This is a genomic window from Paenibacillus sp. JT22N7 (genome assembly GCF_059383875.1).
On the sequence record NZ_JBXENY010000018.1, the window covers coordinates 15,500 to 41,260 of the forward strand.

31 protein-coding genes are annotated in these 25,761 nt (G+C 46.4%); all 31 read right to left on the minus strand.

The features are described 5' to 3' along the window. Window positions 1–30 precede the first annotated feature (30 nt). The 31 genes from rpmD to AC50Y5_RS31770 all read right to left on the minus strand — a co-directional run bounded on the left by rpmD (window position 31) and on the right by AC50Y5_RS31770 (window position 25,656). Window positions 31–210, minus strand: a complete 180-nt coding sequence (gene rpmD / locus AC50Y5_RS31620; RefSeq protein ID WP_046234242.1) for a 50S ribosomal protein L30 — start codon at window positions 208–210, stop codon at window positions 31–33. 13 nt (window positions 211–223) lie between these two features. After that, the gene (rpsE, locus tag AC50Y5_RS31625) at window positions 224–721 is read right to left on the minus strand and encodes a 30S ribosomal protein S5 (protein WP_046234241.1); all 498 of its coding nucleotides are present in this window, start codon (window positions 719–721) and stop codon (window positions 224–226) included. Between the two features lie 30 nt (window positions 722–751). After that, the gene (gene rplR, locus AC50Y5_RS31630) at window positions 752–1,120 is read right to left on the minus strand and encodes a 50S ribosomal protein L18 (RefSeq protein ID WP_046234240.1); all 369 of its coding nucleotides are present in this window, start codon (window positions 1,118–1,120) and stop codon (window positions 752–754) included. A gap of 60 nt (window positions 1,121–1,180) precedes the next feature. After that, complete coding sequence (gene rplF, locus AC50Y5_RS31635; RefSeq protein WP_046234239.1) at window positions 1,181–1,723, minus strand: 50S ribosomal protein L6; 543 nt, start codon at window positions 1,721–1,723, stop codon at window positions 1,181–1,183. A 31-nt stretch (window positions 1,724–1,754) separates the two neighbouring features. Beyond that, entirely contained in the window at window positions 1,755–2,153 is a 399-nt protein-coding gene (gene rpsH / locus AC50Y5_RS31640) for a 30S ribosomal protein S8 (RefSeq protein WP_046234238.1), read from the minus strand. Between the two features lie 31 nt (window positions 2,154–2,184). Beyond that, a complete protein-coding gene (locus AC50Y5_RS31645) occupies window positions 2,185–2,370 on the minus strand; it encodes a type Z 30S ribosomal protein S14 (protein ID WP_013312154.1) in 186 nt (61 codons plus the stop codon). Between the two features lie 26 nt (window positions 2,371–2,396). After that, complete coding sequence (rplE, locus tag AC50Y5_RS31650; protein ID WP_494865559.1) at window positions 2,397–2,939, minus strand: 50S ribosomal protein L5; 543 nt, start codon at window positions 2,937–2,939, stop codon at window positions 2,397–2,399. Between the two features lie 29 nt (window positions 2,940–2,968). Further along, on the minus strand, window positions 2,969–3,322 hold the full coding sequence (gene rplX, locus AC50Y5_RS31655; protein ID WP_074905002.1) for a 50S ribosomal protein L24: 354 nt from the start codon (window positions 3,320–3,322) through the stop codon (window positions 2,969–2,971). Window positions 3,323–3,380: 58 nt separating this feature from the next. Beyond that, window positions 3,381–3,749: a 50S ribosomal protein L14 gene (gene rplN, locus AC50Y5_RS31660; protein WP_046234236.1), complete on the minus strand. Its 369-nt coding sequence runs from the start codon at window positions 3,747–3,749 to the stop codon at window positions 3,381–3,383. 44 nt (window positions 3,750–3,793) lie between these two features. Further along, window positions 3,794–4,057, minus strand: coding sequence for a 30S ribosomal protein S17 (gene rpsQ, locus AC50Y5_RS31665; protein WP_056035800.1), 264 nt, complete (start codon window positions 4,055–4,057; stop codon window positions 3,794–3,796). A gap of 54 nt (window positions 4,058–4,111) precedes the next feature. Beyond that, window positions 4,112–4,312, minus strand: coding sequence for a 50S ribosomal protein L29 (gene rpmC, locus AC50Y5_RS31670; RefSeq protein ID WP_046234234.1), 201 nt, complete (start codon window positions 4,310–4,312; stop codon window positions 4,112–4,114). Then, on the minus strand, window positions 4,302–4,736 hold the full coding sequence (gene rplP, locus AC50Y5_RS31675; protein ID WP_046234233.1) for a 50S ribosomal protein L16: 435 nt from the start codon (window positions 4,734–4,736) through the stop codon (window positions 4,302–4,304). The genes rpmC and rplP overlap by 11 nt, the downstream gene beginning before the upstream one ends. 2 nt (window positions 4,737–4,738) lie before the next feature. Continuing rightward, on the minus strand, window positions 4,739–5,401 hold the full coding sequence (rpsC, locus tag AC50Y5_RS31680; RefSeq protein WP_046234232.1) for a 30S ribosomal protein S3: 663 nt from the start codon (window positions 5,399–5,401) through the stop codon (window positions 4,739–4,741). A 13-nt stretch (window positions 5,402–5,414) separates the two neighbouring features. Further along, entirely contained in the window at window positions 5,415–5,750 is a 336-nt protein-coding gene (rplV, locus tag AC50Y5_RS31685) for a 50S ribosomal protein L22 (RefSeq protein WP_046234231.1), read from the minus strand. A gap of 41 nt (window positions 5,751–5,791) precedes the next feature. Further along, window positions 5,792–6,070 (minus strand): 30S ribosomal protein S19, encoded by a 279-nt coding sequence (gene rpsS, locus AC50Y5_RS31690; protein WP_046234230.1) that lies wholly within the window; start codon window positions 6,068–6,070, stop codon window positions 5,792–5,794. Between the two features lie 65 nt (window positions 6,071–6,135). Then, window positions 6,136–6,966: a 50S ribosomal protein L2 gene (gene rplB / locus AC50Y5_RS31695; protein WP_056035796.1), complete on the minus strand. Its 831-nt coding sequence runs from the start codon at window positions 6,964–6,966 to the stop codon at window positions 6,136–6,138. A gap of 17 nt (window positions 6,967–6,983) precedes the next feature. After that, window positions 6,984–7,277 carry a 50S ribosomal protein L23 gene (gene rplW, locus AC50Y5_RS31700; RefSeq protein WP_046234228.1) on the minus strand — a complete coding sequence of 98 codons (294 nt, stop codon included), beginning with the start codon at window positions 7,275–7,277 and terminating at the stop codon, window positions 6,984–6,986. Further along, a complete protein-coding gene (rplD, locus tag AC50Y5_RS31705) occupies window positions 7,277–7,900 on the minus strand; it encodes a 50S ribosomal protein L4 (protein ID WP_056035794.1) in 624 nt (207 codons plus the stop codon). The genes rplW and rplD overlap by 1 nt, the downstream gene beginning before the upstream one ends. A gap of 27 nt (window positions 7,901–7,927) precedes the next feature. Further along, window positions 7,928–8,551 carry a 50S ribosomal protein L3 gene (gene rplC, locus AC50Y5_RS31710; protein WP_056035792.1) on the minus strand — a complete coding sequence of 208 codons (624 nt, stop codon included), beginning with the start codon at window positions 8,549–8,551 and terminating at the stop codon, window positions 7,928–7,930. 46 nt (window positions 8,552–8,597) lie between these two features. Next, window positions 8,598–8,906: a 30S ribosomal protein S10 gene (gene rpsJ / locus AC50Y5_RS31715; protein ID WP_046234225.1), complete on the minus strand. Its 309-nt coding sequence runs from the start codon at window positions 8,904–8,906 to the stop codon at window positions 8,598–8,600. 489 nt (window positions 8,907–9,395) lie between these two features. Beyond that, window positions 9,396–10,190 carry an ABC transporter ATP-binding protein gene (locus AC50Y5_RS31720; protein WP_056035789.1) on the minus strand — a complete coding sequence of 265 codons (795 nt, stop codon included), beginning with the start codon at window positions 10,188–10,190 and terminating at the stop codon, window positions 9,396–9,398. Continuing rightward, window positions 10,190–11,107 carry an ABC transporter permease gene (locus AC50Y5_RS31725; RefSeq protein ID WP_056035785.1) on the minus strand — a complete coding sequence of 306 codons (918 nt, stop codon included), beginning with the start codon at window positions 11,105–11,107 and terminating at the stop codon, window positions 10,190–10,192. Before AC50Y5_RS31725 ends, AC50Y5_RS31720 begins: the two co-directional genes overlap by 1 nt. Window positions 11,108–11,215: 108 nt before the next feature. Continuing rightward, complete coding sequence (locus tag AC50Y5_RS31730) at window positions 11,216–12,277, minus strand: ABC transporter substrate-binding protein (RefSeq protein ID WP_056035783.1); 1,062 nt, start codon at window positions 12,275–12,277, stop codon at window positions 11,216–11,218. 198 nt (window positions 12,278–12,475) lie between these two features. Continuing rightward, the gene (gene tuf, locus AC50Y5_RS31735; protein ID WP_056035781.1) at window positions 12,476–13,666 is read right to left on the minus strand and encodes an elongation factor Tu; all 1,191 of its coding nucleotides are present in this window, start codon (window positions 13,664–13,666) and stop codon (window positions 12,476–12,478) included. Window positions 13,667–13,782: 116 nt separating this feature from the next. Beyond that, the gene (fusA, locus tag AC50Y5_RS31740; protein ID WP_056035778.1) at window positions 13,783–15,858 is read right to left on the minus strand and encodes an elongation factor G; all 2,076 of its coding nucleotides are present in this window, start codon (window positions 15,856–15,858) and stop codon (window positions 13,783–13,785) included. 56 nt (window positions 15,859–15,914) lie between these two features. Next, window positions 15,915–16,385 carry a 30S ribosomal protein S7 gene (gene rpsG, locus AC50Y5_RS31745; protein WP_046234219.1) on the minus strand — a complete coding sequence of 157 codons (471 nt, stop codon included), beginning with the start codon at window positions 16,383–16,385 and terminating at the stop codon, window positions 15,915–15,917. Between the two features lie 51 nt (window positions 16,386–16,436). After that, window positions 16,437–16,856 (minus strand): 30S ribosomal protein S12, encoded by a 420-nt coding sequence (rpsL, locus tag AC50Y5_RS31750; RefSeq protein WP_046234218.1) that lies wholly within the window; start codon window positions 16,854–16,856, stop codon window positions 16,437–16,439. Window positions 16,857–17,013: 157 nt separating this feature from the next. Next, window positions 17,014–17,244 carry a ribosomal L7Ae/L30e/S12e/Gadd45 family protein gene (locus AC50Y5_RS31755; RefSeq protein ID WP_056035776.1) on the minus strand — a complete coding sequence of 77 codons (231 nt, stop codon included), beginning with the start codon at window positions 17,242–17,244 and terminating at the stop codon, window positions 17,014–17,016. Window positions 17,245–17,462: 218 nt separating this feature from the next. Further along, on the minus strand, window positions 17,463–21,092 hold the full coding sequence (gene rpoC / locus AC50Y5_RS31760) for a DNA-directed RNA polymerase subunit beta' (RefSeq protein WP_046234216.1): 3,630 nt from the start codon (window positions 21,090–21,092) through the stop codon (window positions 17,463–17,465). Window positions 21,093–21,182: 90 nt separating this feature from the next. After that, complete coding sequence (gene rpoB, locus AC50Y5_RS31765; RefSeq protein ID WP_056035773.1) at window positions 21,183–24,749, minus strand: DNA-directed RNA polymerase subunit beta; 3,567 nt, start codon at window positions 24,747–24,749, stop codon at window positions 21,183–21,185. 310 nt (window positions 24,750–25,059) lie between these two features. Continuing rightward, window positions 25,060–25,656, minus strand: coding sequence for a class I SAM-dependent methyltransferase (locus AC50Y5_RS31770; RefSeq protein WP_056035770.1), 597 nt, complete (start codon window positions 25,654–25,656; stop codon window positions 25,060–25,062). Window positions 25,657–25,761 lie beyond the last annotated feature (105 nt).

The window sequence follows — 25,761 nt, forward strand, 5'->3', positions numbered from 1 at the left end:
CTTGTTTATTTCTTTGTAGGAATGACTATCTTATACTTCTTCGACTTTAACCAAGTGGCTAACATGTTTAACCATGCCGCGAATAGCTACAGTATCGTTCAATTCAACGGTTTGACGGATTTTACGAAGTCCCAGCGATGCTACAGTAGCACGCTGTTTCTCGTTACGGCCGATCAAACTGCGAACGAGGGTGATTTGCAATTTTGCCATCGTATGCCCCTCCTTAACCTAACAGCTCTTCGACAGTTTTACCACGAAGCTTCGCAACATCTTCAGCACGTTTCAAACGTGAAAGACCTTCGAGCGTTGCGTTAACCATGTTCATGGAGTTCGAAGAACCGAGGGATTTCGTCAAAATATCGCCAACGCCAGCAAGTTCAAGAACTGCACGAACTGGGCCACCAGCGATAACACCTGTACCTTCGGATGCCGGCTTCAGGAGAACTTCTCCAGCGCCGAAATGTCCTAGCACAAGGTGAGGAATTGTTGTACCAACGATTGGTACATGAATCAGGTTTTTCTTAGCATCTTCGATACCTTTGCGGATTGCATCAGGTACTTCGCCTGCTTTACCGATTCCTGCGCCAACATAGCCGTTGCCGTCGCCTACTACTACCAATGCACTAAAGCTGAAGCGGCGTCCGCCTTTAACAACTTTGGCAACACGGTTGATGTTGACAACTTTTTCAGTAAGTTCTAACGTATTCGGATCTATACGCAAGTCGTTTAACCTCCTTATAAGTAAAGTCGATTAGAATTCCAGACCAGCTTCGCGAGCTGCATCAGCAAGCGCCTGAATTCTTCCGTGATACAAGTAACCACCACGATCAAATACTACTTGGTTTACACCTTTCGCTTGAGCGCGTTTTGCAAGCAATTCGCCGACTTTGCGAGCAGCTTCAACGCTGCCGCCGTTGCCGATAGCTTCAGTCAGCTCTTTGTCTTGAGTAGAAGCAGCAGCAAGTGTTACTCCTTGTACATCGTCGATCAATTGAGCATACATATGCTTAGCGGAACGAAACACAGACAGACGTGGGCGTGCAACCGTTCCATTGATTTTTTTACGAACACGCAAGTGTCTTTTCAGACGTGCCTTGTTTTTATCGCCTTTCGTAATCATTCAAGGTTCACTCCTTTCCAATTCCTCATACCGCTATGTTAAGCAGCCATGTCAGACTGCTTATTTCTTCTTACCAGCTTTACCTTCTTTGCGGATAATGCGCTCGCCTTCGTACTTGATACCTTTACCTTTATACGGCTCAGGCTCACGTACGGAACGGATTTTGGCAGCAAATGCGCCAACGAGTTCTTTATCGATTCCGCGAACAGTAATTTTCGTGTTCGCAGGAACGTCGAATTCGATTCCGCCTTCAGGAGCGATTTCCACTGGGTGAGAGTAACCAACGTTAAGAACGATTTTCTCACCATTTTTGCTTGCACGATAACCTACGCCAACGAGTTCAAGATTTTTCGAGAATCCGTCAGTAACTCCGCTCACCATGTTAGCGATGATGCTGCGAGTAGTACCGTGCAAAGAGCGATGCAATTTATTGTCAGAAGGACGTTCAATGACGATTTCAGTTTCACTCACATTGACTTTCATATCTTTGTGAAATTCACGGGAAAGCGTTCCTTTAGGTCCTTTAACAGTAATAACTGTGTTTTCCAAGTTGATTGTTACGCCGTTAGGCACTTGGATTGGTTTGCGACCAATACGGGACATCGTTACACCTCCAATCTTTGTGACTTGTTAATTACCAAACGTAGCAGACGACTTCGCCGCCAGCTTTGCCTTGACGTGCTTCTTTATCAGTCATAATCCCTTTGGACGTGGAAATAATAGCAATTCCCAGACCGCCCAGTACACGAGGGATCTCATTAGATTTTGTATAAACGCGAAGACCTGGTTTAGAAATACGTTTCAGACCAGTGATTACGCGCTCTTGGCTCGGGCCGTATTTCAAGAAAATACGGATAATCCCTTGCTTGTTATCCTCGATATATTCAGCATCGCGGATGAAACCTTCACGCTTCAGAATTTCAGCGATTTCCTTCTTCACTTTCGAAGCGGGCATTTCAACGGTTTCATGACGAACAACGTTCGCGTTGCGAATGCGTGTCAGCATATCTGCAATCGGATCAGACATAACCATTTGTGTTAACCTCCTTCCCGAACTAGGCTTATTACCAGCTTGCTTTCTTAACGCCAGGGATCTGGCCTTTGTATGCTAACTCACGGAAACAAATCCGGCAAATTTTAAACTTTTGCAAAACAGAATGCGGACGGCCACAACGTTCACAGCGCGTGTACGCACGCACTTTAAATTTCGGTGTACGTTGTTGCTTCACTTTCATCGAAGTTTTTGCCACTGGGTATTACACCTCCTAAAAGTGGATTACTTCGCAAACGGCATACCCAATTGGGTGAGCAATTCGCGAGATTCTTCGTCCGTTTTTGCCGTCGTCACGATGACGATATCCATACCACGAACTTTATCAACTTTATCGTATTCAATCTCCGGGAAGATCAATTGCTCTTTCAAACCCAGTGTGTAGTTACCGCGACCATCGAATGCTTTCGCTGATACGCCACGGAAGTCACGTACACGTGGGAGGGAGATGTTGAACAGCTTATCTAGGAAATAATACATACGCTCGCCGCGCAGTGTTACTTTAACCCCGATTGGCATGTTCTCACGAAGTTTGAAGCCGGCAATGGACTTCTTCGCGCGTGTTACAACCGGTTTTTGACCGGCGATTTGACGAAGCTCATCAACAGCAACATCAAGCACTTTCGAGTTAGCAACCGCTTCGCCGACACCCATATTGATGACGACTTTCTCGATTTTAGGCACTTGCATAACTGTTGTATAGTTAAACTTCTGCATCAGAGCAGGAGTGATCTCGTTAAGAAAACGATCCTTCATTCTTGCAGCCATGATTCATGGTCCTCCTTCCTACAGTAACGTTAGTCGATTACTTCGCCGGAACGTTTTGCGATCCGAACTTTTTTGCCGTTATCAAGCACTTTGTATCCAATGCGAGTTACTTTACCGCTCTTCGGATCAATGTGCATCACGTTCGATACGTGAATCGGCGCTTCTTGCTCGATGATACCGCCCTGCGGGTTAGCCTGCGATGGACGAGTATGCTTTTTAACCATATTGACGCCTTCTACAAGTACGCGGTTTTCACGCGGATATGCAGCGATTACACGGCCTTTTTTGCCTTTATCCTTACCGGAAATGACGATGACCGTATCATCTTTTTTAACGTGCAATTTATTGTTATGCGATTCAAGAATTTTTTTCAATCTTGGCATGAGTTACACCTCCTGCATGCTTGATGATCAAGCTATTGCAATCCCTTGGGGACTTTTATTAGATAACTTCTGGTGCAAGCGATACGATTTTCATGAAATCTTTATCGCGAAGCTCACGGGCAACTGGTCCAAAAATACGAGTACCACGTGGGCTCTTGTCTTCCTTAACGATTACAGCTGCATTTTCGTCAAACGCGATGTAGGAACCGTCTTTACGACGAACCGTACGCTTTGTACGAACGATAACTGCTTTAACAACATCACCTTTTTTGACAACGCCGCCTGGTGTTGCTTGTTTAACGGAACAAACGATCAAATCGCCGATAGCCGCTACGCGACGACCAGTTCCACCAAGTACACGGATACACATCAGTTCTTTTGCACCTGAGTTATCAGCGACACGCAAACGGGAAAATGGTTGAATCATGTCAACGTCCTCCTTTCGGACAAAACTAGATTACATTTTCAAACTTAAAGGACAATCGCTACTTCAACAATCTCCACGAGTCTGAAGCGTTTGTCTTTCGAAAGCGGACGAGTTTCCATAATTTTTACAACATCGCCGATTTTAGCTTCGTTGTTCTCATCATGGGCTTTGAACTTTTTCGTGGATTTAATGCGTTTATGGTACAGATTGTGTTTTTTATATGTTTCAATAGCAACAACAACTGTTTTATCCATTTTGTCACTCACCACTTTACCGACTAACACTTTGCGGGCATTACGTTCGCTCATGTTCTTCCTCCTTCCTTAAACCTTGGCAATTTTTCCTTAGTTAAGGACTACTATTTAGCTGCTGATTCCGAGTTCTCTTTCACGCAAGATGGTTTTAGCACGAGCAATTTCTCTCCGTACGTCACGAATCCGTGTCGGATTGTCCAGTTGGCCAGTAGCCAATTGGAAACGAAGGTTGAATAGCTCCTCTTTAAAACCATTTACCTTTTGTTCGATCTCAGCAGAGGTTAGGTTACGAAATTCACTAGCCTTCATTTGCTTCACCACCTACTTCTTCGCGTTTCACGAACTTCGTTTTAACAGGCAGTTTGTGTGACGCAAGACGCATTGCTTCGCGAGCAACCTCTTCAGGTACTCCAGCAAGCTCAAACATAATTTTGCCTGGCTTAACTACAGCAACCCATTTCTCAACGTTACCTTTACCGCTACCCATACGAACCTCGAGAGGCTTTTGAGTGATTGGCTTAGCAGGGAAAATCTTGATCCATACTTTACCACCACGTTTGATGTAACGAGTCATAGCAATACGAGCCGATTCGATTTGACGGTTCGTAATCCATGACGGCTCAAGCGCTTGAAGACCGTATTCTCCGAAAGAAACTTCAGTACCGCCTTTAGCGCGACCTTTCATATGTCCGCGTTGTTGCTTGCGGTGTTTGACACGTTTAGGTACCAACATGATTAGTTGCCTCCTTCCTGGGGAGCTTTCTTCTTAACCGGAAGGACTTCGCCACGGTAGATCCAAACTTTTACACCGATACGACCATAAGTCGTATGCGCTTCAGCTGTACCATAATCGATATCAGCACGAAGGGTATGAAGTGGAACTGTACCTTCGCTATAGCCTTCTGAACGAGCAATTTCAGCACCACCGAGACGTCCGCTAACAGCGGTTTTGATCCCTTTAGCGCCAGCACGCATCGAACGTTGGATCGCTTGTTTCAAAGCACGACGGAAAGAAACACGACGCTCCAGCTGTTGTGCGATACTTTCTGCTACAAGAATAGCATCCATATCTGCTTGTTTAATTTCAGAAATATTAATGTGAACTTTTTTGCCTTTAGTGATCTTGCCAAGCTCCGTGCGCAGGTTCTCCACTTCAGAACCGCCTTTACCGATAACCATACCCGGCTTCGCAGTTTGAATCGTCACGTTAACACGGTTAGCCGCGCGCTCGATTTCGATGTGGGATACTGCCGCATCCTTAAGTTTGTTCTTCAGGTATTCACGAATTTTTACGTCTTCAATCAGAAGATCGCCGAAGTCTTTGCCTGCGTACCATTTGGATTCCCAATCACGGATAATCCCAACACGAAGACCGACCGGATTTACCTTTTGACCCACACGTTATCCCTCCTTATTTCTCAGATACCACCAAAGTGATGTGGCTGGTTCTTTTGTTGATTTTGCTTGCACGTCCCATTGCACGTGGGCGGAAACGTTTCATAGTTGGACCTTGGTTAACGAAAGCCTGGGAAATAACCAGCTTGTTAACGTCCAATTGATAGTTATGCTCAGCGTTAGCAATAGCAGAGTTCAGCAGCTTCTCCAAAATCGGGGAAGCAGATTTAGGCGTGTGACGCAGAATCGCGATTGCTTCGCCAACCTTCTTGCCACGAATCAAATCCGCAACGAGTTGAGCTTTACGAGGAGCAATACGTACGAATCTCAAATGCGCTTTAGCTTCAGACATGTGTGAACCTCCTTTCAATCGATAAAGATCTTATAGGCAAATTATCTTCTGCCCGTCTTCTTATCGTCATCATGACCTTTGTACGTACGAGTTGGTGCAAACTCACCAAGCTTGTGTCCAACCATATCTTCCGTTACGTATACTGGCACGTGCTTGCGACCGTCATAAACGCCGAAAGTGTGACCAATGAATTGTGGGAAAATTGTCGAGCGACGGGACCAAGTTTTGACCACGACTTTTTTGTTTGCTTCATTCAAATCCTCGACTTTTTTGAGCAGGTAACCGTCAATAAACGGCCCTTTTTTCAAACTGCGACCCATTTGGAGTCCTCCCTTCGCGGAAACATAGCGTGACTCAAGGTCACGCAGCTTCTATTAAGCAGTTATTACTTCGTACGACGACGAATAATATATTGGCTCGAAGCTTTTTTCTTCTTGCGGGTTTTGTAACCAAGTGTTGGTTTGCCCCAAGGAGACATTGGCGATTTACGACCGATCGGAGCGCGACCTTCACCACCACCGTGTGGGTGATCGTTAGGGTTCATTACTACGCCGCGGACTTCTGGACGTCTGTTCATCCAACGGGAACGGCCGGCTTTACCGATTTTCACGAGTTCGTGATCTTCGTTACCAACAGAACCGATTGTTGCACGACAAGTTTTCAGAATGCGACGAACCTCACCGGAAGAAAGACGGATCGATACGTAAACTTCTTCTTTACCAAGAAGCTGAGCTTCTGTACCAGCAGCACGAACCAATTGTCCGCCTTTGCCTGGTTGCAATTCAATGTTGTGGATAACCGAACCAACAGGAATGTTACCAAGTGGAAGAGTGTTACCTACTTTGATATCAGCAGTAGGGCCGGACATTACTTGATCTCCAACTTTAAGACCTTTAGGAGCGATAATGTAGGCTTTCTCACCGTCAGCGTAGTGGATTAGAGCGATGTTGGAAGTACGGTTCGGATCGTATTCGATCGTTGCCACTTTACCAGCAATTCCATCCTTAAGACGCTTGAAGTCGATAATCCGATATTTACGTTTGTGTCCGCCGCCTTGATGACGAACCGTAATTTTACCTTGGTTGTTACGACCAGCTTTTTTGAAAAGTGGTGCTAGCAACGATTTCTCCGGTGTGTCTGTTGTGATCTCTTCGAAAGTCGAGACCGACATACCACGACGTGCAGGAGAGGTCGGTTTATACTTTTTAATTGGCACTTGAATTTCCTCCTTTTCTAAACAGACGTTTCAAAGAACTCAAGTTCTTTGCTATCATCGCTCAGTTGAACGATTGCTTTTTTCCATTCGGATCTATAACCGCTATATTTACCATAGCGCTTAGGTTTGCCAGCAACACGCATTGTGTTAACGCTAGTAACCTTAACTTTGAAAATTTGCTCAATAGCGTTTTTGATTTCTGTTTTGTTAGAGCGAAGATCAACTTCGAACACGTAACGTTTGGAAACCATGTATTCGCTAGTACGTTCTGTAATAACAGGACGTTTAATAATATCGCGAGGGTTTTTCATTACGCAAACACCTCCTGTACTTTCTCTACAGCATCTTTAGTGATGATGAGCTTGTCATATACAAGTACATCCAGAACATTAATGCCGTCAGCTGCGACGAATTTCACACCTGGGATGTTACGAGCAGACAATGCTACATTGTCATCATAGCTAGGCAAAACAACAAGCGCTTTACGAGCCACTTTCAGATTGTTCAGAATCGCTACGAATTCTTTCGTCTTAGGAGTCGAGAACGACAATTGATCAAGAACGATAATTTCGTTAGCGATCACCTTCGAAGATAGAGCCGATTTGATTGCCAAACGGCGAACTTTCTTAGGAAGCTTGAAACCGTAAGAGCGTGGAGTCGGTCCAAATACTGTACCGCCGCCAACCCATTGCGGGGAGCGAATGCTACCTTGACGAGCACGGCCAGTTCCTTTTTGTTTCCAAGGTTTACGACCGCCACCACGTACTTCAGAGCGTCCTTTAGTTTTGTGAGTACCTGCACGCTCAGCAGCTTGCTGAAGCGTAACAGCGCTGTGTAGAACGTGTTTGTTAGGCTCGATACCGAAAACGCTATCTGCCAATTCAACCTCGCCTACTTGCGAACCGCTCACATTGTATAATGATACTTTAGGCATTTATTGTTCCTCCTTTCTTCTAAGAATTTATTTCTTAACGGTAAGTTTAACTTTCACAAAACCGTTTTTAGGGCCTGGTACAGAACCTTTAACTAGCAACACGTTACGCTCAGCGTCTACGCGAATAACTTCAAGCTTTTGAATCGTGATAGCGTCAGTACCCATGTGACCTGGAAGGCGTTTGCCTTTCGGTACGCGGTTCGCTTGAATCGAACCCATGGAACCTGGACCGCGGTGGTAACGGGAACCGTGAGACATAGGACCCGTGCTTTGTCCCCAACGTTTAATAACGCCGGCAAAGCCTTTACCTTTAGAAATACCTGTTACGTCAACGAATTCGCCTTCTGCGAAAAGGTCAGCTTTAACCACTTGACCAACTTCGTAGTCACCCAATTGGATGCCGCGAATTTCACGAACGTAGCGCTTAGGAGTAGCTCCCGCTTTTTTAGCGTGGCCAATTTCCGGCTTAATAGTTCTGCTTTCTTTCTTGTCGGCAAAACCGAGTTGAACAGCTTCGTAACCATCAGTTTCCTGGTCTTTCTTCTGCAAAACGACACATGGTCCAGCTTCGATAACAGTAACCGGAATTACATTACCTTCAGCAGTAAACACTTGAGTCATTCCAAGTTTTTTACCTAAGATACCTTTCATGTTGACACCTCATTTCCCTTCTATATCACATATACTGGTGTTGCTTTTACAGTTTGATTTCGATATCTACACCGGATGGTAAATCCAGGCGCATCAACGCATCAACCGTTTGCGGCGTAGGGTTAACAATGTCGATCAAGCGTTTATGTGTACGCATTTCGAATTGCTCCCTCGAATCCTTGTACTTGTGCACCGCACGGAGAATGGTGATGATTTGCTTTTCCGTTGGAAGCGGAATCGGCCCGGAAACACTCGCTCCGGAACGTTTTGCAGTTTCCACAATTTTCTCTGCGGATTGATCAAGAATCCTGTGATCGTACGCTTTCAAGCGAATACGAATCTTTTGCTTTGCCATATAAGTCCCTCCTTCTATCGCCCAATTTATTATCGGACATACTCCATGAGAAAACCCGGCACATGCCCCATGGCAAAGGGGCCGGGTGTGTCGGCAACCTCTCACATCATCGCAACGTCACAGACCAACAGACATTATTATAACGAAATGAATAGGCAAATGCAAGCAGAACTTTGCTTTCATGCTATTTTCAATTAAATTAGCGGTCTTTCATCCTTTTAGGCAAGAATATAGCGCCTTTTAGGTTATTAGCTTCGACACATTGCCCGCTTCATAAACAAAACGATTGCTGTGTCTTCTATATATAATAGAAGAAACTCACCTGAATACCTTCAACTAACGGCTGCAAACCGCTAAAACAGCAGAAGATCGCTCTTCTCTCCGTACATCGGCAAGCTTTCACCCATGACCCGGCAGAAAAGCGATCTTCTTTGCTTTATGGACAATGCGTTACTACTACTCTACTCAATCCACTTTACTCTATACTTATTAACCTAGCACAATCCGGTCGTCAGCTAGCTTCTTTCCGCTAATTTGCTCAAACTCGTTAAGCAGCTGCGCTACCGTGAGATCCTTTTTGCGGTGTTCATTAACATCGAGAATGATCCGACCCTTGTCCATCATAATAAGACGGTTGCCCAGACGGATCGCCTGCTCCATATTATGCGTCACCATCAGCGTCGTCAGCTTCATCTCGTGTACAAGCGAATCCGTGAGCGCTGTAATCAGCTCTGCACGCGAAGGATCAAGCGCCGCCGTGTGCTCATCAAGCAGCAATATCTGCGGCTTCGTAAAGGTCGCCATCAACAGGCTAAGCGCTTGCCGCTCTCCACCGGACAAAAGACCAACCTTCGCGCCCAAGCGATTCTCAAGCCCAATGCCGAGCCTAGAAAGCTGCTCCTTGAAAAAAGCGCGCTTGGCCGGCGTCACACCTATCAATAGTGTACGCGGCTTGCCTCTTTTATAGGCCATAGCCAGGTTTTCCTCGATCGTCATGCGCGGCGCTGTACCCGCCATAGGATCTTGAAAGACTCTCCCGATCCATTTGCTGCGTTTAAATTCGGGCAGCAGTGTCATTTTATCCCCAGCTATTTCAACATCGCCGGCATCTGGACGCATGACACCCGAGATAATGTTCATTAAAGTAGATTTCCCTGCTCCATTGCTTCCAATGACCGTTACAAAATCGCCCGGCATCAGATGCAGATTAATATTAATCAAAGCTGTCTTTTCATCAACAGTTCCTGGATTAAACAGCTTGGACACTTTTGAAATGTTCAGCATTACTGGCCACCTCCGCGTTGTACAGGATCAGTCAGCAGCTCCGCCGAGCGTTTGCGTGCCATTTTTTTCTGCTTAAACGATTTCTGAATGGTCGGAACGACAAGGGCAACAATAACGATTACCGCTGTAATCAGCTTTAAATCGGAAGCTTTGAGCCACTCAACCCGATAGGCAATCGTAATGATGATCCGATACACAATGGAACCAAGAACAACCGCCAGCGTGGCCCAAAACACCTTCCGGGCTCCGAAAATAGCCTCGCCAATAATAACCGATGCCAAGCCGACGACGATAACGCCGATCCCCATAGAAATATCAGCAGCAGTTGACTGCTGTGCGAATAAGGCTCCAGACAAAGCAACAAGTGCATTGGAGAGGGAGATACCGATAATTTTAGTCGTATCCGTGTTGGAGCCAAAGCTCCGAATCATCCGCTCATTATCTCCTGTTGCACGCAAGCTTAGCCCTAAGTCCGTATGCAGAAACAAATCCAGCAGCAGCTTGGTCACAATAACCACGATTACGACAATAACAAGTACGTTGCTAGTCGTAAAAATCGTATCCATCCCATATACCGACACATTCGGCTTGCCCATAATTCGCAGATTAATAGAATATAGGGCAATCATCATAATAATGCCGGAGAGAAGCCCATTTATTTTGCCTTTCGTATGCAAAAGCCCGGTAATGGCTCCCGCAGCCGCACCACCGCCAAAAGCAGCAATAGTAGCCACCCAAGGCGACATGCCATTCGTTATCAAAATCATTGCAATACCGCCGCCTGTAGTGAAGCTGCCTTCCACGGTCAAATCGGGAAAATCTAAAATACGATACGTAATGTAGACGCCCAGCGCCATCAACGCATAAATTAAGCCAAGCTCAATTGCACCAGGCATCGATTTCAACAAACTAAGCAATAGGAAACCTCCTCATGAAAAACGGGCCAATTGTAAACGGCTACTGCCGTCTAATGGCGACAATAGCCGTTACGTTACTTTTTTTAAAAAATCCCGTTAAGTTGCGAACTATTCAATAATGTTGGAAGCAGCATCCTTGACTTGATTTTTCATCTCATCGGTTACCGTAATGCCTTGTTCCTTAGCTGCCTTCATGTTCAAAATAAGATCAAGCTTGTCCGGCACCGTTACTTTCATCTCGCCCGGCTTCTTGCCGTTTTTCAAAATATCCACAGCCATTTGGCCTACTTGGTATCCATGATCATAATATTTGAAGCCAATAGTTGCAAAGGCACCACGCTCAACCGTATCACGATCACTTGCGAAAAACGGAAGGTCATTATCATTAGCTACTTTAATCAATGTATCCAGACTGCTCACTACTGAATTATCCAATGTAATATACAGTGCATCTACTTTACCCACAAGGGAAGCAGCTGCCTGCTGTACTTCTGATGTGTTACTCACAGCTGCACGAACGAGCTTAATATCATGCTTAGCGAGCGCTTCTTCTGCAATTTTAGCCATAACCACTGCATTAGGCTCACCTTCGTTAATGACAAGGCCAACATTTTTCACTTTCGAAAAATTAGCAGCTACAAAGTCCATAAGCTCTGTAATTGCTGCTGGATTTGTATCCGACGCTCCTGAAACAAGACCACCTGGCGCATCAAGATTTGTAACGAGTTTCGAATCAATCGGATCAGTAACAGCTGCGAACAGCACAGGACGATCAGTCACTTCTTTCACAAGCGCTTGTGCTGATGGTGTAGCAATACCTAACGCCAAATCACTTTTATCAGCTGCGATCTTTTGAGCCAACGTTTGGTTGTTTGCTTGATCTGCTTGAGCTGTATTAAAATCAATGGTTAAATTCTGTCCTTCAACCAATCCCGCATCCTTCAAGGCAGCAATAAATCCTTCTCTTGTTGCATCAAGCGACGGATGCTCTACATATTGCGAGATTGAAATTTTATAATTTTCTTTCGCCCCACTGTCCGTTGCTTCAGCAGAACTGCTTGGTGCAGTTGAAGCCTGTTCCCCTGTATTGCCGTTTCCTTTGCTGCCCCCACATGCCGAAATGACCAAAACGAGGACCAGCATTAATCCTACCCACATATTTTTTCTCATCTTCTGTAAAACCTCCCCTACATAATAAGCTGCTTCTGTCTTACGTTCCCATAAGGTTTCCCTCTATCGCAGCTGTATACATCTTCTCTCATATTAAAGGCGATGCAGCAGCCCCGTCAATGACTTGTCCATGGAAAATAAAAAACCTCTCACCGAGGTGAGAGGTTTGATTCGTGCGCGGCTTAAAGCCGCACGCGATTATTTTTGGATAGTTGCTACAGCGCCAGCGCCTACAGTACGGCCGCCTTCACGGATGGAGAAACGAGTTCCCTCTTCAACCGCGATTGGAGCGATAAGCTCAACAGTAACTGTGATGTTGTCGCCAGGCATAACCATTTCAGTACCTTCTGGCAGGTTGATGATACCAGTAACGTCAGTTGTACGGAAGTAGAACTGTGGACGGTATCCAGTGAAGAAAGGCTTGTGACGGCCACCCTCTTCTTTAGTCAGAACGTAGATTTGTGCAGTGAAGTTAGTGTGTGGTTTAACCGAACCCGGTTTAGCCAATACTTGTCCACGCTCAATATCTTTACGGTCTACACCACGAAGCAATGCGCCAACGTTGTCGCCTGCTTGAGCGGAGTCAAGCAATTTACGGAACATTTCAACGCCTGTTACTACGGATTTGCGGGACTCTTCAGCAAGACCGATAATTTCGATCTCGTCGCCTACTTTGATAACGCCACGCTCAACACGGCCAGTTGCTACTGTACCACGGCCAGTGATTGTGAATACGTCCTCGACAGGCATAAGGAAAGGTTTTGCAACATCGCGCTCAGGAGTTGGGATGTAAGTATCAACTTGCTCGAAGAGCTCGATGATTTTTTCAGCCCAAGGACCATCAGGGTTTTGCAAAGCTTCACGAGCTGCACCACGGATGATTGGAGTGTCGTCGCCTGGGAACTCATACTCGGAAAGAAGGTCGCGAACTTCCATCTCAACCAGTTCAAGAAGCTCTTCGTCTTCAACCATGTCGCATTTGTTCAGGAATACAACGATGTAAGGAACGCCAACTTGCTTGGACAGCAAGATGTGCTCACGAGTTTGTGGCATAGGGCCATCAGCTGCGGAAACTACTAGGATTGCTCCGTCCATTTGTGCAGCACCAGTGATCATGTTTTTTACATAGTCGGCGTGACCTGGGCAGTCAACGTGAGCGTAGTGACGAGCTGGCGTCTCATACTCAACGTGAGCTGTCGAGATCGTGATACCACGCTCGCGCTCTTCTGGAGCTTTATCGATTTGGTCAAAAGCGATAGCAGCACCGCCGTATTTTTTGGAAAGTACAGTAGTGATTGCTGCAGTCAGAGTCGTTTTACCGTGATCGACGTGACCAATAGTACCGATATTAACGTGCGGTTTGTTACGTTCAAATTTAGCTTTTCCCATTGAACTTAATCCTCCTCAATATTTAAAAGGTTTTATATAGTGGCTGAACACTTGCTTGCTTAGCAAGCTGTAATGCCAACCGGAGTAAAAAAGACTAACCTAGACAAAGGCAAATATTATTCGCCTTTGTTTTTAGCAATAATCTCTTCAGCAATCGATTTAGGAACTTCTTCATAGTGAGAAAGCTCCATCGAGAATACACCGCGTCCTTGTGTACCAGAACGAAGTGTTGTGGAATAACCGAACATCTCGGAGAGAGGCACCTTAGCACGGATGATTTGCGCACCTGCGCGAGTATCCATACCTTCAATGCGACCACGACGGGAGTTCAACATACCCATTACATCGCCCATGTACTCTTCAGGAACAGTAACTTCAACTTTCATGATTGGCTCAAGCAGAACTGGCTTACATTTTTCTTTGGCAGCTTTAAGCGCCATCGAACCTGCAATTTTAAACGCCATCTCCGAGGAGTCAACATCATGATAAGATCCGTCGAAAACAATCGCTTTAACATCAACGAGCGGGAATCCAGCGATAACGCCGTTTTTCATCGACTCTTCGATACCAGCTTGGATTGGAGCGATAAATTCACGAGGAATCGATCCACCCACAACTTTGTTTTCGAACACGAAGCCTTCACCCGGCTCTTGTGGAACGAATTCAACCCAGCAATGGCCATATTGACCTTTACCACCGGATTGACGTACGAATTTACCTTCGACTTTTGCAGCTTGACGGAACGTCTCACGATAAGCAACTTGAGGCTTACCAACGTTTGTCTCAACCTTAAATTCGCGAAGCATACGGTCAACTAGAATCTCAAGGTGAAGCTCACCCATACCAGAGATAATCGTTTGGTTTGTTTCTTCATCCGTATGCGCACGGAATGTAGGATCTTCTTCCGCAAGCTTGGAAATCGCGATACCGAGTTTGTCTTGGTCAGCTTTCGTTTTTGGTTCGATAGCAACCGAGATAACTGGCTCAGGGAAATTCATCGACTCAAGAATAATCGGATGTTTTTCATCACAAAGCGTGTCACCTGTAATGGTATCTTTCAAACCAACTGCAGCTGCGATATCTCCGGAGTAAACTTCGGAAATCTCTTGACGGCTGTTCGCATGCATTTGCAGAATCCGACCAATACGCTCACGTTTGTTCTTTGTACCATTCAGAACATACGAACCGGATTTCAGGACGCCAGAATACACACGGAAGAACGTCAATCTACCTACATAAGGATCCGTCATGATTTTGAATGCCAGAGCCGAGAACGGTTCTGAATCCGAAGATTGACGAATTTCCTCACTACCGTCATCAAGCATACCTTTAATAGCTGGTACATCAAGTGGCGATGGAAGATAGTCAACAACAGCATCCAACATCATTTGAACGCCTTTGTTACGGTACGAGGAGCCAACGATAACTGGGAAGATTTTAACTTCACAAACGCCTTTACGAAGCGCTGCTTTAATTTCTGGAATCGTAATTTCTTCGCCTTCCAGATATTTCATTGTTAATTCTTCGTCCAGCTCGGCAACTTTCTCGATCAATTCCGTACGGAGTTCTTCGACTTGGTCGGCGTACTCAGCAGGAATTTCGATTTTCTCAGGGTCTTTTCCGAGATCATCTTTGTATTTGTAAGCTACGCGTTCAACGATATCGATAACGCCTACGAAATCACTTTCAGCGCCAATCGGAATTTGAATCGCAACAGCATTTGCTTGTAGACGCTCGCGCATATCCTTGATAACGTTCAAGAAGTCTGCACCGATAATGTCCATTTTGTTGATATAAGCGATCCGAGGTACACCGTAACGGTCTGCTTGACGCCATACGGTTTCGGACTGAGGCTCAACGCCTTCTTTTGCACTGAAAACGCCAACTGCCCCGTCCAATACGCGGAGGGAACGTTCAACTTCTACTGTGAAGTCAACGTGTCCTGGGGTATCGATGATATTGATGCGGTGACCATCCCATTGAGCAGTCGTCGCGGCAGACGTAATCGTAATACCGCGCTCTTGCTCTTGTTCCATCCAGTCCATCGTAGCGGCGCCTTCATGCACCTCTCCGATTTTGTGAGTACGGCCTGTGTAGAACAAGATACGCTCAGTTGTAGTGGTTTTACCCGCATCGATATGCGCCATAATCCCGATATTCCGTGTATTTTTCAAGGAGAACTCTCTAGCCATGAACTGATCTCCTCTCATTAAATGAGATTATTTGTTGATTCAGCGTTAGCCGAATCCTACCAACGGTAGTGAGCAAACGCTCTGTTTGCTTCTGCCATTTTGTGTGTATCTTCGCGCTTCTTAACGGATGCACCAGTGTTATTGGAAGCATCAGTAATTTCAGCAGCCAAACGCTCTACCATCGTTTTCTCACCGCGGTTACGTGAGTAGTTCACGAGCCAACGGAGACCAAGCGATGTACGGCGCTCAGGTTTAACTTCGATCGGCACTTGATAGTTGGCACCGCCGACACGGCGTGCTTTAACCTCAAGTACTGGCATGATATTTTTCAAAGCTGCTTCGAACACTTCCATCGGATCTTTACCCGTGCGTTCTTGGATCAGTTTGAAGGCATCGTACAACAGCGTTTGAGCTGTTCCGCGTTTACCGTCGATCATAATGCGGTTGATGAGTCTCGTTACCAGTTTGCTATTGTAAACCGGATCCGGAAGCACATCGCGTTTTGTTACAGGACCTTTGCGTGGCATGAGAAAGTCCCCCTTTCTTGAATGATAATTTCATTAGTGGTAAAACCATTTTTATTTCTTAACTTTAGGACGTTTAGCACCGTATTTCGAACGAGCTTGGTTACGGTTGTTAACACCCGCTGTATCCAAAGCGCCGCGAACGATATGATAACGTACACCCGGAAGGTCTTTTACCCGTCCGCCACGGATCAATACGACACTGTGCTCTTGAAGGTTATGTCCGATACCCGGAATGTAAGCTGTAACCTCTACGCGGTTAGTCAAACGTACACGCGCGTATTTACGAAGTGCAGAGTTCGGTTTTTTCGGAGTCATTGTACCTACACGAGTGCACACACCGCGTTTTTGCGGAGCACTGATGTTTGTAGCTTCACGTTTCAAGGCGTTGAAACCTTTTTGCAAAGCTGGCGATTTCGATTTTACGACTTTAGCTTGGCGTCCTTTACGGACTAGCTGGTTAATTGTTGGCATGTTGCCACCCCCTTCCGTTATTCATGTCATTTAATATGGTAGACATTACACCTAATTTTAAAGCCCACAGATCCAGGTGGTTCATAAAAGAACAAATAAAAATTCTTACCAGTCCATCATCAGGTTGAAGTTGCACCAGCAAAAATGCTTTTTTCCTTTATTCATCATCGGTTACGAGCGCTGCCATAGCAGCTCCGACATCAATTCCACAGGTTTTCCCAAGGTCTTGCATCGTTTCTACCCATTTGACCGGGATACTCGACCGCTCACACAAATGAATAACTTTCTCTTTCATTCGCGGATCTGCATCTTGAGCAATGTAGACTTCGACTGCTTTATCTTGCTCAAGCATCTTCGTCGTCTGTTTCGCGCCAACTTTAAACTGCATGGAATCACCTATCCTTTAGCGGTAGAAGATCACACAATTAGGCACACTTCGATATAGTATCACCTGTACACCTAGAGTGTCAAGTAGCTTTATCAGAAAAACCGCAAATGCTAGTCTTTACCTCTTCTGAAAAGCTGCTATAGCCTCGATGTACGCATACGCAGACAGCTTCCCCTCAATTACTAGGGGAGGCCGCCGCCGCATGCATGCTTCAAGCTTTAGTCAACGGTAACTGCTTCTGATTCCAGTTCGCCTTGGTTTACAACAGTTTCCTGCTCATCCTCAAGTCCTACCAGACGGATATTGCGATAACGCGGCATACCCGTACCAGCTGGAATCAACTTACCGATAATAACATTTTCCTTCAGACCAAGCAATTGATCGACTTTGCCTTTAATAGCAGCGTCAGTCAAGACGCGAGTCGTTTCTTGGAAAGAAGCTGCCGACAAGAACGAATCCGTCTCAAGAGATGCTTTCGTAATACCGAGCAATACCGGTTTGGCTACTGCTGGCTCTTTATCAGCAAAGATTGCTTCGCGGTTGGCAGATTCATATTCATGAATGTCTACGAATGCGCCTGGCAGAAGCTTCGTTTCTCCCGCATCAACGATACGGATTTTGCGGAGCATTTGCTTAACCATGACTTCAATGTGCTTGTCATTGATTTCTACCCCTTGGTTCCGGTAGACGCGCTGTACTTCCTGCAAAATATAGTTTTGAACACCGCGGATACCTTTAATCCGAAGCATATCTTTAGGGTCAATCGAACCATCTGTCAGCTCGTCGCCGGCTTCCAGATGCTGCCCTTTTACAACACGGATACGCGAACCGTAAGTGATCGCATAAGTTTTGGATTCCGCTTCACCTTGAACTTCGATTTCACGGCGATCCTTCGCTTCACGAATTTCTTTGACCACACCATCAAGCTCGGTGATAATCGCTTGACCTTTCGGATTACGCGCCTCGAAAAGCTCCTGGATACGCGGCAAACCTTGCGTAATATCGTCCCCGGCAACACCGCCGGTATGGAATGTACGCATCGTGAGCTGTGTTCCTGGCTCACCGATGGATTGAGCGGCAATGATACCTACTGCTTCACCGATTTCAACATGCTTGCCTGTAGCCAGGTTGCGGCCATAACAAGTTTTACATACGCCATGACGAGCGCGGCAGCTAAGCACGGAACGGATTTGCAGTTTTTCAATACCCGCATCAATAATCGCATCGGCTCTGTTCGAGTCAATCAGATCATTGCGGCTGACGATAACTTCGCCAGTCTTCGGATGACGAACCGTCTCAAAAGCGTAACGGCCTTCAATACGATCGTACAGATCCTCAATAACCTCTTTACCGTCTTGAATTTTGCTCACGGAGAAGCCTTTATCGGTTCCGCAATCTTCTTCACGAACGATAACGTCTTGTGCAACGTCAACGAGCCTACGAGTCAGGTAACCGGAGTCAGCTGTACGAAGAGCTGTATCCGCGAGACCTTTCCGCGCTCCATGCGTCGAGATGAAGTACTCGAGTACCGTCAGACCTTCGCGGAAGTTCGATTTGATTGGCAACTCGATAATCCGGCCCGATGGGTTGGCCATCAGACCACGCATACCGCCCAGCTGGGTGATTTGCGATTTGTTACCCCGTGCCTTCGAATCAACCATGAGCATAATGTTGTTGTAACGATCCATGGACTTCATCAAAATTTCCGTCAGCTCGTCTTTACATTTGCTCCAAATGCTAATAATCCGGTCATAACGCTCTTCGTTCGTAATCAGACCACGACGGTACTGATTCATAACGATAGCAACCTGATCATCCGATTTTTTAAGAAGCTCTGTTTTCTCCGGCGGCACGATAACGTCCGATACGGCGATCGTAATACCTGCACGCGTGGAGTAAGTGAAGCCGAGCTGCTTGATACGGTCAAGGATGACAGCCGTCAGCGTCGTATGGTAGTTTCTGAAGCACTCAGCAATAATATTACCGAGATAATCTTTACCTACACCGCCTGCTATCGGCAATTCTTCAATGATTTTTTTCAAATCACTGCCTTTTTCGTATACAAAATATTTATCCGGCGTACCGTTCAAGAGGTTCGTTTTCGTAGCCTCGTTGATATACGGGAAATCTTCCGGGAAAATTTCGTTAAAAATAACTTTACCAACCGTCGTTGACATCAACGACTGCTGTTGTTTTTCGGTGAACACAGTCTTTTTCAAAACTTTCACCGGAATAAAGATCCGTGCATGCAGCGAAACAATACCGCGTTGGTACGCCGATACCGCTTCATTCACCGTTGCAAACACCGAACCCGTACCATGCGCTTCCTTGTTGTCCATCGTCAGATAGTAACTGCCGAGAACCATATCCTGGGAAGGCGTAACGACTGGCTTGCCGTCTTTAGGGTTCAAAATGTTGCCCGATGCAAGCATGAGCAAGCGAGCTTCCGCTTGTGCTTCTGCAGACAAAGGTACGTGAACAGCCATTTGGTCACCGTCGAAATCCGCGTTATAAGCGGTACATACGAGCGGGTGAAGCTTGATGGCGCGGCCTTCAACCAAAATCGGCTCAAATGCTTGAATACCGAGTCTGTGAAGGGTCGGGGCACGGTTAAGAAGAACCGGGTGCTCCTTAATTACTTCTTCAAGAACATCCCATACTTCAGGGCTTACGCGCTCAACTTTGCGCTTCGCGCTCTTAATGTTGTGCGCAAGTCCTTTGTTGACGAGTTCTTTCATAACGAATGGCTTAAACAGCTCAAGCGCCATTTCCTTCGGAAGTCCGCATTGGAACATCTTCAGGTTCGGTCCTACTACGATAACGGAACGACCAGAGTAATCGACACGTTTACCGAGCAAGTTTTGACGGAAACGTCCTTGCTTACCTTTAAGCATATGGCTGAGCGATTTGAGCGGACGGTTACCCGGTCCAGTCACTGGACGACCACGACGGCCGTTATCAATCAGCGCATCAACTGCTTCTTGAAGCATACGTTTCTCATTTTGCACGATAATGTCAGGAGCACCCAGATCAAGCAGGCGCTTTAGACGGTTGTTACGGTTGATTACACGACGGTACAGGTCATTAAGGTCAGACGTTGCAAAACGTCCGCCATCCAGTTGTACCATCGGGCGAAGCTCAGGAGGGATAACTGGAAGCACATCGAGAATCATCCATTCCGGCTCATTGCCAGAATTGCGGAATGCTTCGATAACTTCAAGACGCTTGATGGCACGGTTACGGCGTTGGCCCTGAGCCGTACGAAGCTCTTCTTTAAGCTGTTCCAGCTCTTTCTCCACTTCAATGTCCTGCAGCAGTTTTTTGACTGCTTCAGCACCCATTCCAGCGTGGAAGCCGTAGCCATATTTCTCACGGTAGCTGCGGTATTCCTTTTCGGACAGCAGCTGCTTTTTCTCCAGCGGCGTATCACCAGGATCAGTTACAACATAAGATGCAAAGTAGATGATCTCCTCAAGCGAACGAGGCGACATATCCAATGCCAAGCCCATGCGGCTAGGAATCCCTTTGAAATACCAGATATGGGATACAGGAGCTGCAAGCTCAATATGTCCCATACGCTCACGGCGAACTTTCGCACGTGTTACTTCAACGCCACAGCGATCACAGACGACGCCTTTATAGCGAACGCGTTTGTACTTGCCGCAGTGACACTCCCAGTCTTTGGTAGGACCAAATATTTTCTCGCAGAAGAGGCCTTCCTTCTCCGGTTTTAACGTCCTATAGTTGATCGTTTCCGGCTTTTTAACTTCTCCGCGGGACCAGGAACGAATTTTCTCAGGCGAGGCAAGCCCAATTTTCATATACTCGAAGTTGTTCACGTCCAACAAGGAGCAACCCTCCTTCGTCATGTATGGCTATTTCATGCATACTAGCGGCTGCGTATTCGCTAGAAGCGTACACGCAGCTGGGCTAGGTTTTTATTCAAGAGCGCCTACTTCAGCGCCTTCTAAATTAAGATTCAGCTTATCTCCTGCTGCGTCATCATCGTCATCCGACTCTCTCAGCTCGATCTCTTCTTCATTTTCGGTCAGGATTTTGACGTCCATACCCAAACTTTGAAGTTCTTTGATCAATACTTTGAATGACTCTGGTACGCCCGGCTCTGGTACGTTCTCGCCCTTAACAATCGACTCATACGTCTTCACGCGACCAACAACATCATCGGATTTGACTGTAAGAATTTCTTGCAAGGTGTAAGCAGCACCATATGCTTCAAGCGCCCATACTTCCATCTCACCGAAACGCTGTCCGCCGAATTGAGCTTTACCACCCAATGGCTGTTGCGTAACGAGCGAGTAAGGACCTGTGGAACGAGCATGGATTTTATCATCAACCATGTGCGCGAGTTTGATCATGTACATGACGCCAACAGTAACTTCACGTTCGAAGTTTTCACCCGTACGACCATCATAAAGTACAGTCTTACCATTACGCTGCATGCCTGCTTCTTCCATGGCATCAAAAACGTCATTCTCCCGCGCGCCGTCAAATACAGGCGTCGCAGCATGCAAGCCAAGACGTTTACAAGCGAGACCCAAGTGAACTTCCAGCGCTTGGCCGATGTTCATACGGGAAGGTACGCCCAGTGGGTTGAGAACAACTTCAACTGGTGTGCCATCTGGCAGGAACGGCATATCTTCTTCCGGCATAATGCGGGCAATAACCCCTTTATTACCGTGACGTCCGGCCATTTTATCACCCTCGGAAATTTTCCGTTTTTGAGCGATATAAGCACGAACGAGTTGATTTACACCAGGAGGCAGCTCATCGCCGTTCTCGCGGGTAAATACTTTTACGTCCACAACGATTCCGTCAGTACCATGCGGTACGCGAAGCGAAGTGTCTCTTACTTCACGAGCTTTTTCACCGAAAATCGCATGAAGAAGACGCTCTTCAGCTGTCAGCTCTGTTACACCTTTAGGTGTTACTTTACCAACGAGAATATCGCCTGCACTGATTTCTGCACCAACACGGATAATACCGCGCTCGTCGAGATTTTTCAGTGCTTCTTCGCCGACATTCGGAATGTCGCGTGTAATTTCTTCTGGTCCAAGCTTCGTATCACGGGCTTCCGACTCATATTCCTCAATGTGGATCGAGGTATATACGTCTTCTTTAACAAGCTTCTCACTAAGAAGGATAGCATCCTCATAGTTGTAGCCTTCCCATGTCATAAAGGCAACGACCACGTTGCGGCCCAGTGCCAATTCGCCTTGCTCAGTTGACGGTCCATCAGCGAGAATATCGCCTTTTTGGATAACGTCGCCTTTGTGTACAAGCGGACGCTGGTTAATGCATGTTCCTTGGTTGGAACGCGTAAACTTATGAAGCTTATGCTTAACGAGATCGCCAGTTACCGACTTGCCGTCAATTTGCTCTACACGGCGCAGCCAAATCTCATTGGCAGATACTCGTTCAATAATTCCATCATGTTTGGAGACAATACATACACCGGAGTCTTTAGCCGACTTATGCTCCATACCCGTACCGACAAGCGGTGCTTTCGGGATCAAGAGAGGTACGGCTTGCCGCTGCATGTTGGAACCCATTAGCGCACGGTTGGAGTCATCGTTTTCCAGGAACGGAATAAGCGCCGTCGCAACCGATACTACCTGTTTAGGAGAAACGTCCATGTAGTCAACGCGCTCGCTTGGCATCGTAAGGATGTTGTCAGCTTGCTTGTTGTAACGAACGATAACGCTGCTCTCTTCGAATGTTCCTTCTGGAGTCAGCTTCGCATTCGCTTGCGCGATTACATAGTTGTCTTCTTCATCTGCAGTCAAATACGAAATTTGTTCCGTTACAATTCCTGTCTTCGCATCTACCCAACGATAAGGAGCTTCAATGAAGCCATATTCGTTAATGCGGGCAAAGGAGGACAAGGAGTTGATCAGACCGATATTCGGTCCCTCTGGCGTCTCGATCGGACACATCCGCCCATAGTGGGAGTGATGGACGTCACGGACTTCAAAGCCCGCGCGCTCACGCGTCAAACCGCCGGGTCCGAGTGCAGACAGACGACGTTTGTGCGTCAGTTCAGCAAGCGGATTCGTTTGGTCCATAAACTGCGAGAGCTGTGAGGATCCAAAGAACTCTTTAATCGAAGCTATAACGGGACGAATGTTAATCAGCGCCTGCGGCGTAATCGCGTTAGCATCCTGAATCGACATCCGTTCACGCACAACTCTTTCCATACGGGACAAACCGATACGGAATTGGTTTTGCAGAAGCTCCCCTACAGAACGCAGACGACGGTTGCCCAAGTGGTCAATGTCATCCGTGCTTCCTACACCTTGAAGCAGGTTAAGGAAATAGTTAATGGAAGCAATAATATCTGCCGGCGTGACGTGCTTCACTGTTTTATCAATAATTCCGTTCGCAATGACCTTAATCACTTTGGATTCGTCAAGCGGCGAGAATACACTGATTGCTTGCAGTGGAATACTATCTGCATCAAGTACGCCATTGGCGACGTGATACGTTTTGAAGCCGACATTCGTTTCAAGCTTCTCCAAAATGTCATCCAGCAAGCGGCGGTCAATCATTTGACCTGCTTCGGCAATGATTTCACCTGTCGAAGGATCAACAAGCGTTTCAGCCAAGCGCTGGTTGAATAGACGGTTTTTGATATGAAGCTTTTTGTTAATCTTGTAACGTCCTACATTTGCTAGATCATAGCGTTTCGGATCAAAGAAGCGTGCTACGAGCAAGCTCTTCGCGTTATCAAGCGTAGGCGGCTCACCTGGACGAAGGCGCTCATAAATTTCGATCAGCGCTTTCTCGGTAGAATCCGTGTTGTCTTTATCAAGCGTATTGCGAATATACTCGTCATGGCCGAGCAATTCCAATATTTCAGCGTCAGTGCCGAAGCCTAACGAACGCAAAAGTACCGTAACCGGAATTTTCCGAGTGCGGTCGATACGAACGTAGACAATATCTTTAGCATCCGTCTCCAGCTCTAACCAAGCTCCACGATTCGGGATAACGGTCGCTGTGTAGTTTTTCTTCCCGTTTTTATCAACCTTCGTGCTGAAGTACACACTTGGGGAGCGCACCAATTGGCTGACAATAACCCGTTCCGCTCCGTTAATGATAAACGTGCCGGTCTCTGTCATCAGCGGGAAGTCACCCATGAAAACTTCCTGTTCCTTCACTTCGCCCGTCTCTTTATTAAAGAGACGCACTTTCACGCGTAGTGGAGCAGCATACGTCACATCGCGTTCTTTTGATTCATCGACCGAATATTTCGGTTCGCCCAAGCTGTAGTCGATAAACTCAAGCGATAGATTGCCCGTAAAGTCCTGAATCGGCGAAATATCTTGGAATAACTCAATTAAATCTGTTTCCAAGAATTTTTCGTACGATTTTTGTTGGATTTCAATCAGGTTCGGGACTTCCAGCACCTCGTTGATTCGGGCATAACTTCTCCGCGTGCGCCGACCATACTGAACAAGTTGTCCTGCCAACTTAACCTCACCCCTCATGTCTGTCTCACAGCAACGAAACGTACTGCGTAACTGCTTACTTATTCAAATAAAGAAAAGCCCTTATCGAATAGTTCGAAAAAAGAGCATGTTCCACGAGCCAACCATACGCAGCGCAAGCGTATAGAATCCATATCAAGTAATTTTGCCCAAAATGTAAACATTATACGTCAACTACGCATTCTATATGCATTTTGCGCTAAAAATTCGCACTTGACATTTTAGTTGACTAAAGAGATTTAGCCCAATTTAATGCTGACATTTTATAATCTTACCACATATAGAAAGTCAAGTCAAGGAATCAAATGACTCATTTAACAGCTTTGTAAATTCGATAGCCCTTATCTTTCGTCACTTCGATTACTTCACTGAACAACGTCTCAAGCTTCGCTTCCGCTGATGCGGCGCCCTGCTTTTTCTGAATGACGACCCACATCGTTCCGCCAGGAGCCAATAGCCCATAGCCTTCTTCAAAAATACGATGTACAATCTCTTTCCCAGCCCGTATAGGAGGATTAGTGACGATCATATCAAATGTGGACTGCCGAACCGCTTCATACACGTCGCTTTGATAAACCGTTATATTCTTTATGCCGTTGTTGTGCGCGTTTTCTTTGGATAGCTCTACCGCTCTTTCATTTACATCTATCATCGTTACATGGCTTTCCGGAGCAAGCCGAGCAATGGTAAGACCGATCGGCCCGTATCCGCACCCGACATCCAATACGCTGCGTTCGCCCTTCAGCTCCAGTGCATCCAGCAGCACACGCGTGCCATAATCGACACCCGTTTTTGAAAAAACGCCAGCATCCGTCATAAATTTCAATTCAAAACCGCGCAGCTTTTCTTCGTGAATGCGCCGGTCACTTTTCACGCCAGGGCTTGGCGAATAGTAATGGTCTGACATGCGAATCCCCCCTGACCTGATAAGGTCCAACCTTATACTTGCATAGATTCAAGCGTAAACGGCTGTCGCCGTCCTCTGGCGGCAAAGCTTCCGTTTCGAGGGTGA

Bases quoted from the DNA above. Each gene is read 5' to 3' on its own strand.
- rpmD (WP_046234242.1), bottom strand. From the start codon at position 210: ATGGCAAAATTGCAAATCACCCTCGTTCGCAGTTTGATCGGCCGTAAC.
- rplR (WP_046234240.1), bottom strand. From the start codon at position 1,120: ATGATTACGAAAGGCGATAAAAACAAGGCACGTCTGAAAAGACACTTG.
- rplF (WP_046234239.1), bottom strand. From the start codon at position 1,723: ATGTCCCGTATTGGTCGCAAACCAATCCAAGTGCCTAACGGCGTAACA.
- rpsH (WP_046234238.1), bottom strand. From the start codon at position 2,153: ATGGTTATGTCTGATCCGATTGCAGATATGCTGACACGCATTCGCAAC.
- rplE (WP_494865559.1), bottom strand. From the start codon at position 2,939: ATGGCTGCAAGAATGAAGGATCGTTTTCTTAACGAGATCACTCCTGCT.
- rplX (WP_074905002.1), bottom strand. From the start codon at position 3,322: ATGCCAAGATTGAAAAAAATTCTTGAATCGCATAACAATAAATTGCAC.
- rplN (WP_046234236.1), bottom strand. From the start codon at position 3,749: ATGATTCAACCATTTTCCCGTTTGCGTGTCGCTGATAACTCAGGTGCA.
- rpsQ (WP_056035800.1), bottom strand. From the start codon at position 4,057: ATGAGCGAACGTAATGCCCGCAAAGTGTTAGTCGGTAAAGTGGTGAGT.
- rpmC (WP_046234234.1), bottom strand. From the start codon at position 4,312: ATGAAGGCTAGTGAATTTCGTAACCTAACCTCTGCTGAGATCGAACAA.
- rplP (WP_046234233.1), bottom strand. From the start codon at position 4,736: ATGTTGGTACCTAAACGTGTCAAACACCGCAAGCAACAACGCGGACAT.
- rplV (WP_046234231.1), bottom strand. From the start codon at position 5,750: ATGTCTGAAGCTAAAGCGCATTTGAGATTCGTACGTATTGCTCCTCGT.
- rpsS (WP_046234230.1), bottom strand. From the start codon at position 6,070: ATGGGTCGCAGTTTGAAAAAAGGGCCGTTTATTGACGGTTACCTGCTC.
- rplW (WP_046234228.1), bottom strand. From the start codon at position 7,277: ATGAAAAACCCTCGCGATATTATTAAACGTCCTGTTATTACAGAACGT.
- rplD (WP_056035794.1), bottom strand. From the start codon at position 7,900: ATGCCTAAAGTATCATTATACAATGTGAGCGGTTCGCAAGTAGGCGAG.
- rplC (WP_056035792.1), bottom strand. From the start codon at position 8,551: ATGAAAGGTATCTTAGGTAAAAAACTTGGAATGACTCAAGTGTTTACT.
- rpsJ (WP_046234225.1), bottom strand. From the start codon at position 8,906: ATGGCAAAGCAAAAGATTCGTATTCGCTTGAAAGCGTACGATCACAGG.
- AC50Y5_RS31720 (WP_056035789.1), bottom strand. From the start codon at position 10,190: ATGCTGAACATTTCAAAAGTGTCCAAGCTGTTTAATCCAGGAACTGTT.
- AC50Y5_RS31730 (WP_056035783.1), bottom strand. From the start codon at position 12,277: ATGAGAAAAAATATGTGGGTAGGATTAATGCTGGTCCTCGTTTTGGTC.
- tuf (WP_056035781.1), bottom strand. From the start codon at position 13,666: ATGGGAAAAGCTAAATTTGAACGTAACAAACCGCACGTTAATATCGGT.
- fusA (WP_056035778.1), bottom strand. From the start codon at position 15,858: ATGGCTAGAGAGTTCTCCTTGAAAAATACACGGAATATCGGGATTATG.
- rpsG (WP_046234219.1), bottom strand. From the start codon at position 16,385: ATGCCACGCAAAGGTCCTGTAACAAAACGCGATGTGCTTCCGGATCCG.
- rpsL (WP_046234218.1), bottom strand. From the start codon at position 16,856: ATGCCAACAATTAACCAGCTAGTCCGTAAAGGACGCCAAGCTAAAGTC.
- AC50Y5_RS31755 (WP_056035776.1), bottom strand. From the start codon at position 17,244: ATGCAGTTTAAAGTTGGCGCGAAACAGACGACGAAGATGCTTGAGCAA.
- rpoB (WP_056035773.1), bottom strand. From the start codon at position 24,749: ATGAGGGGTGAGGTTAAGTTGGCAGGACAACTTGTTCAGTATGGTCGG.
- AC50Y5_RS31770 (WP_056035770.1), bottom strand. From the start codon at position 25,656: ATGTCAGACCATTACTATTCGCCAAGCCCTGGCGTGAAAAGTGACCGG.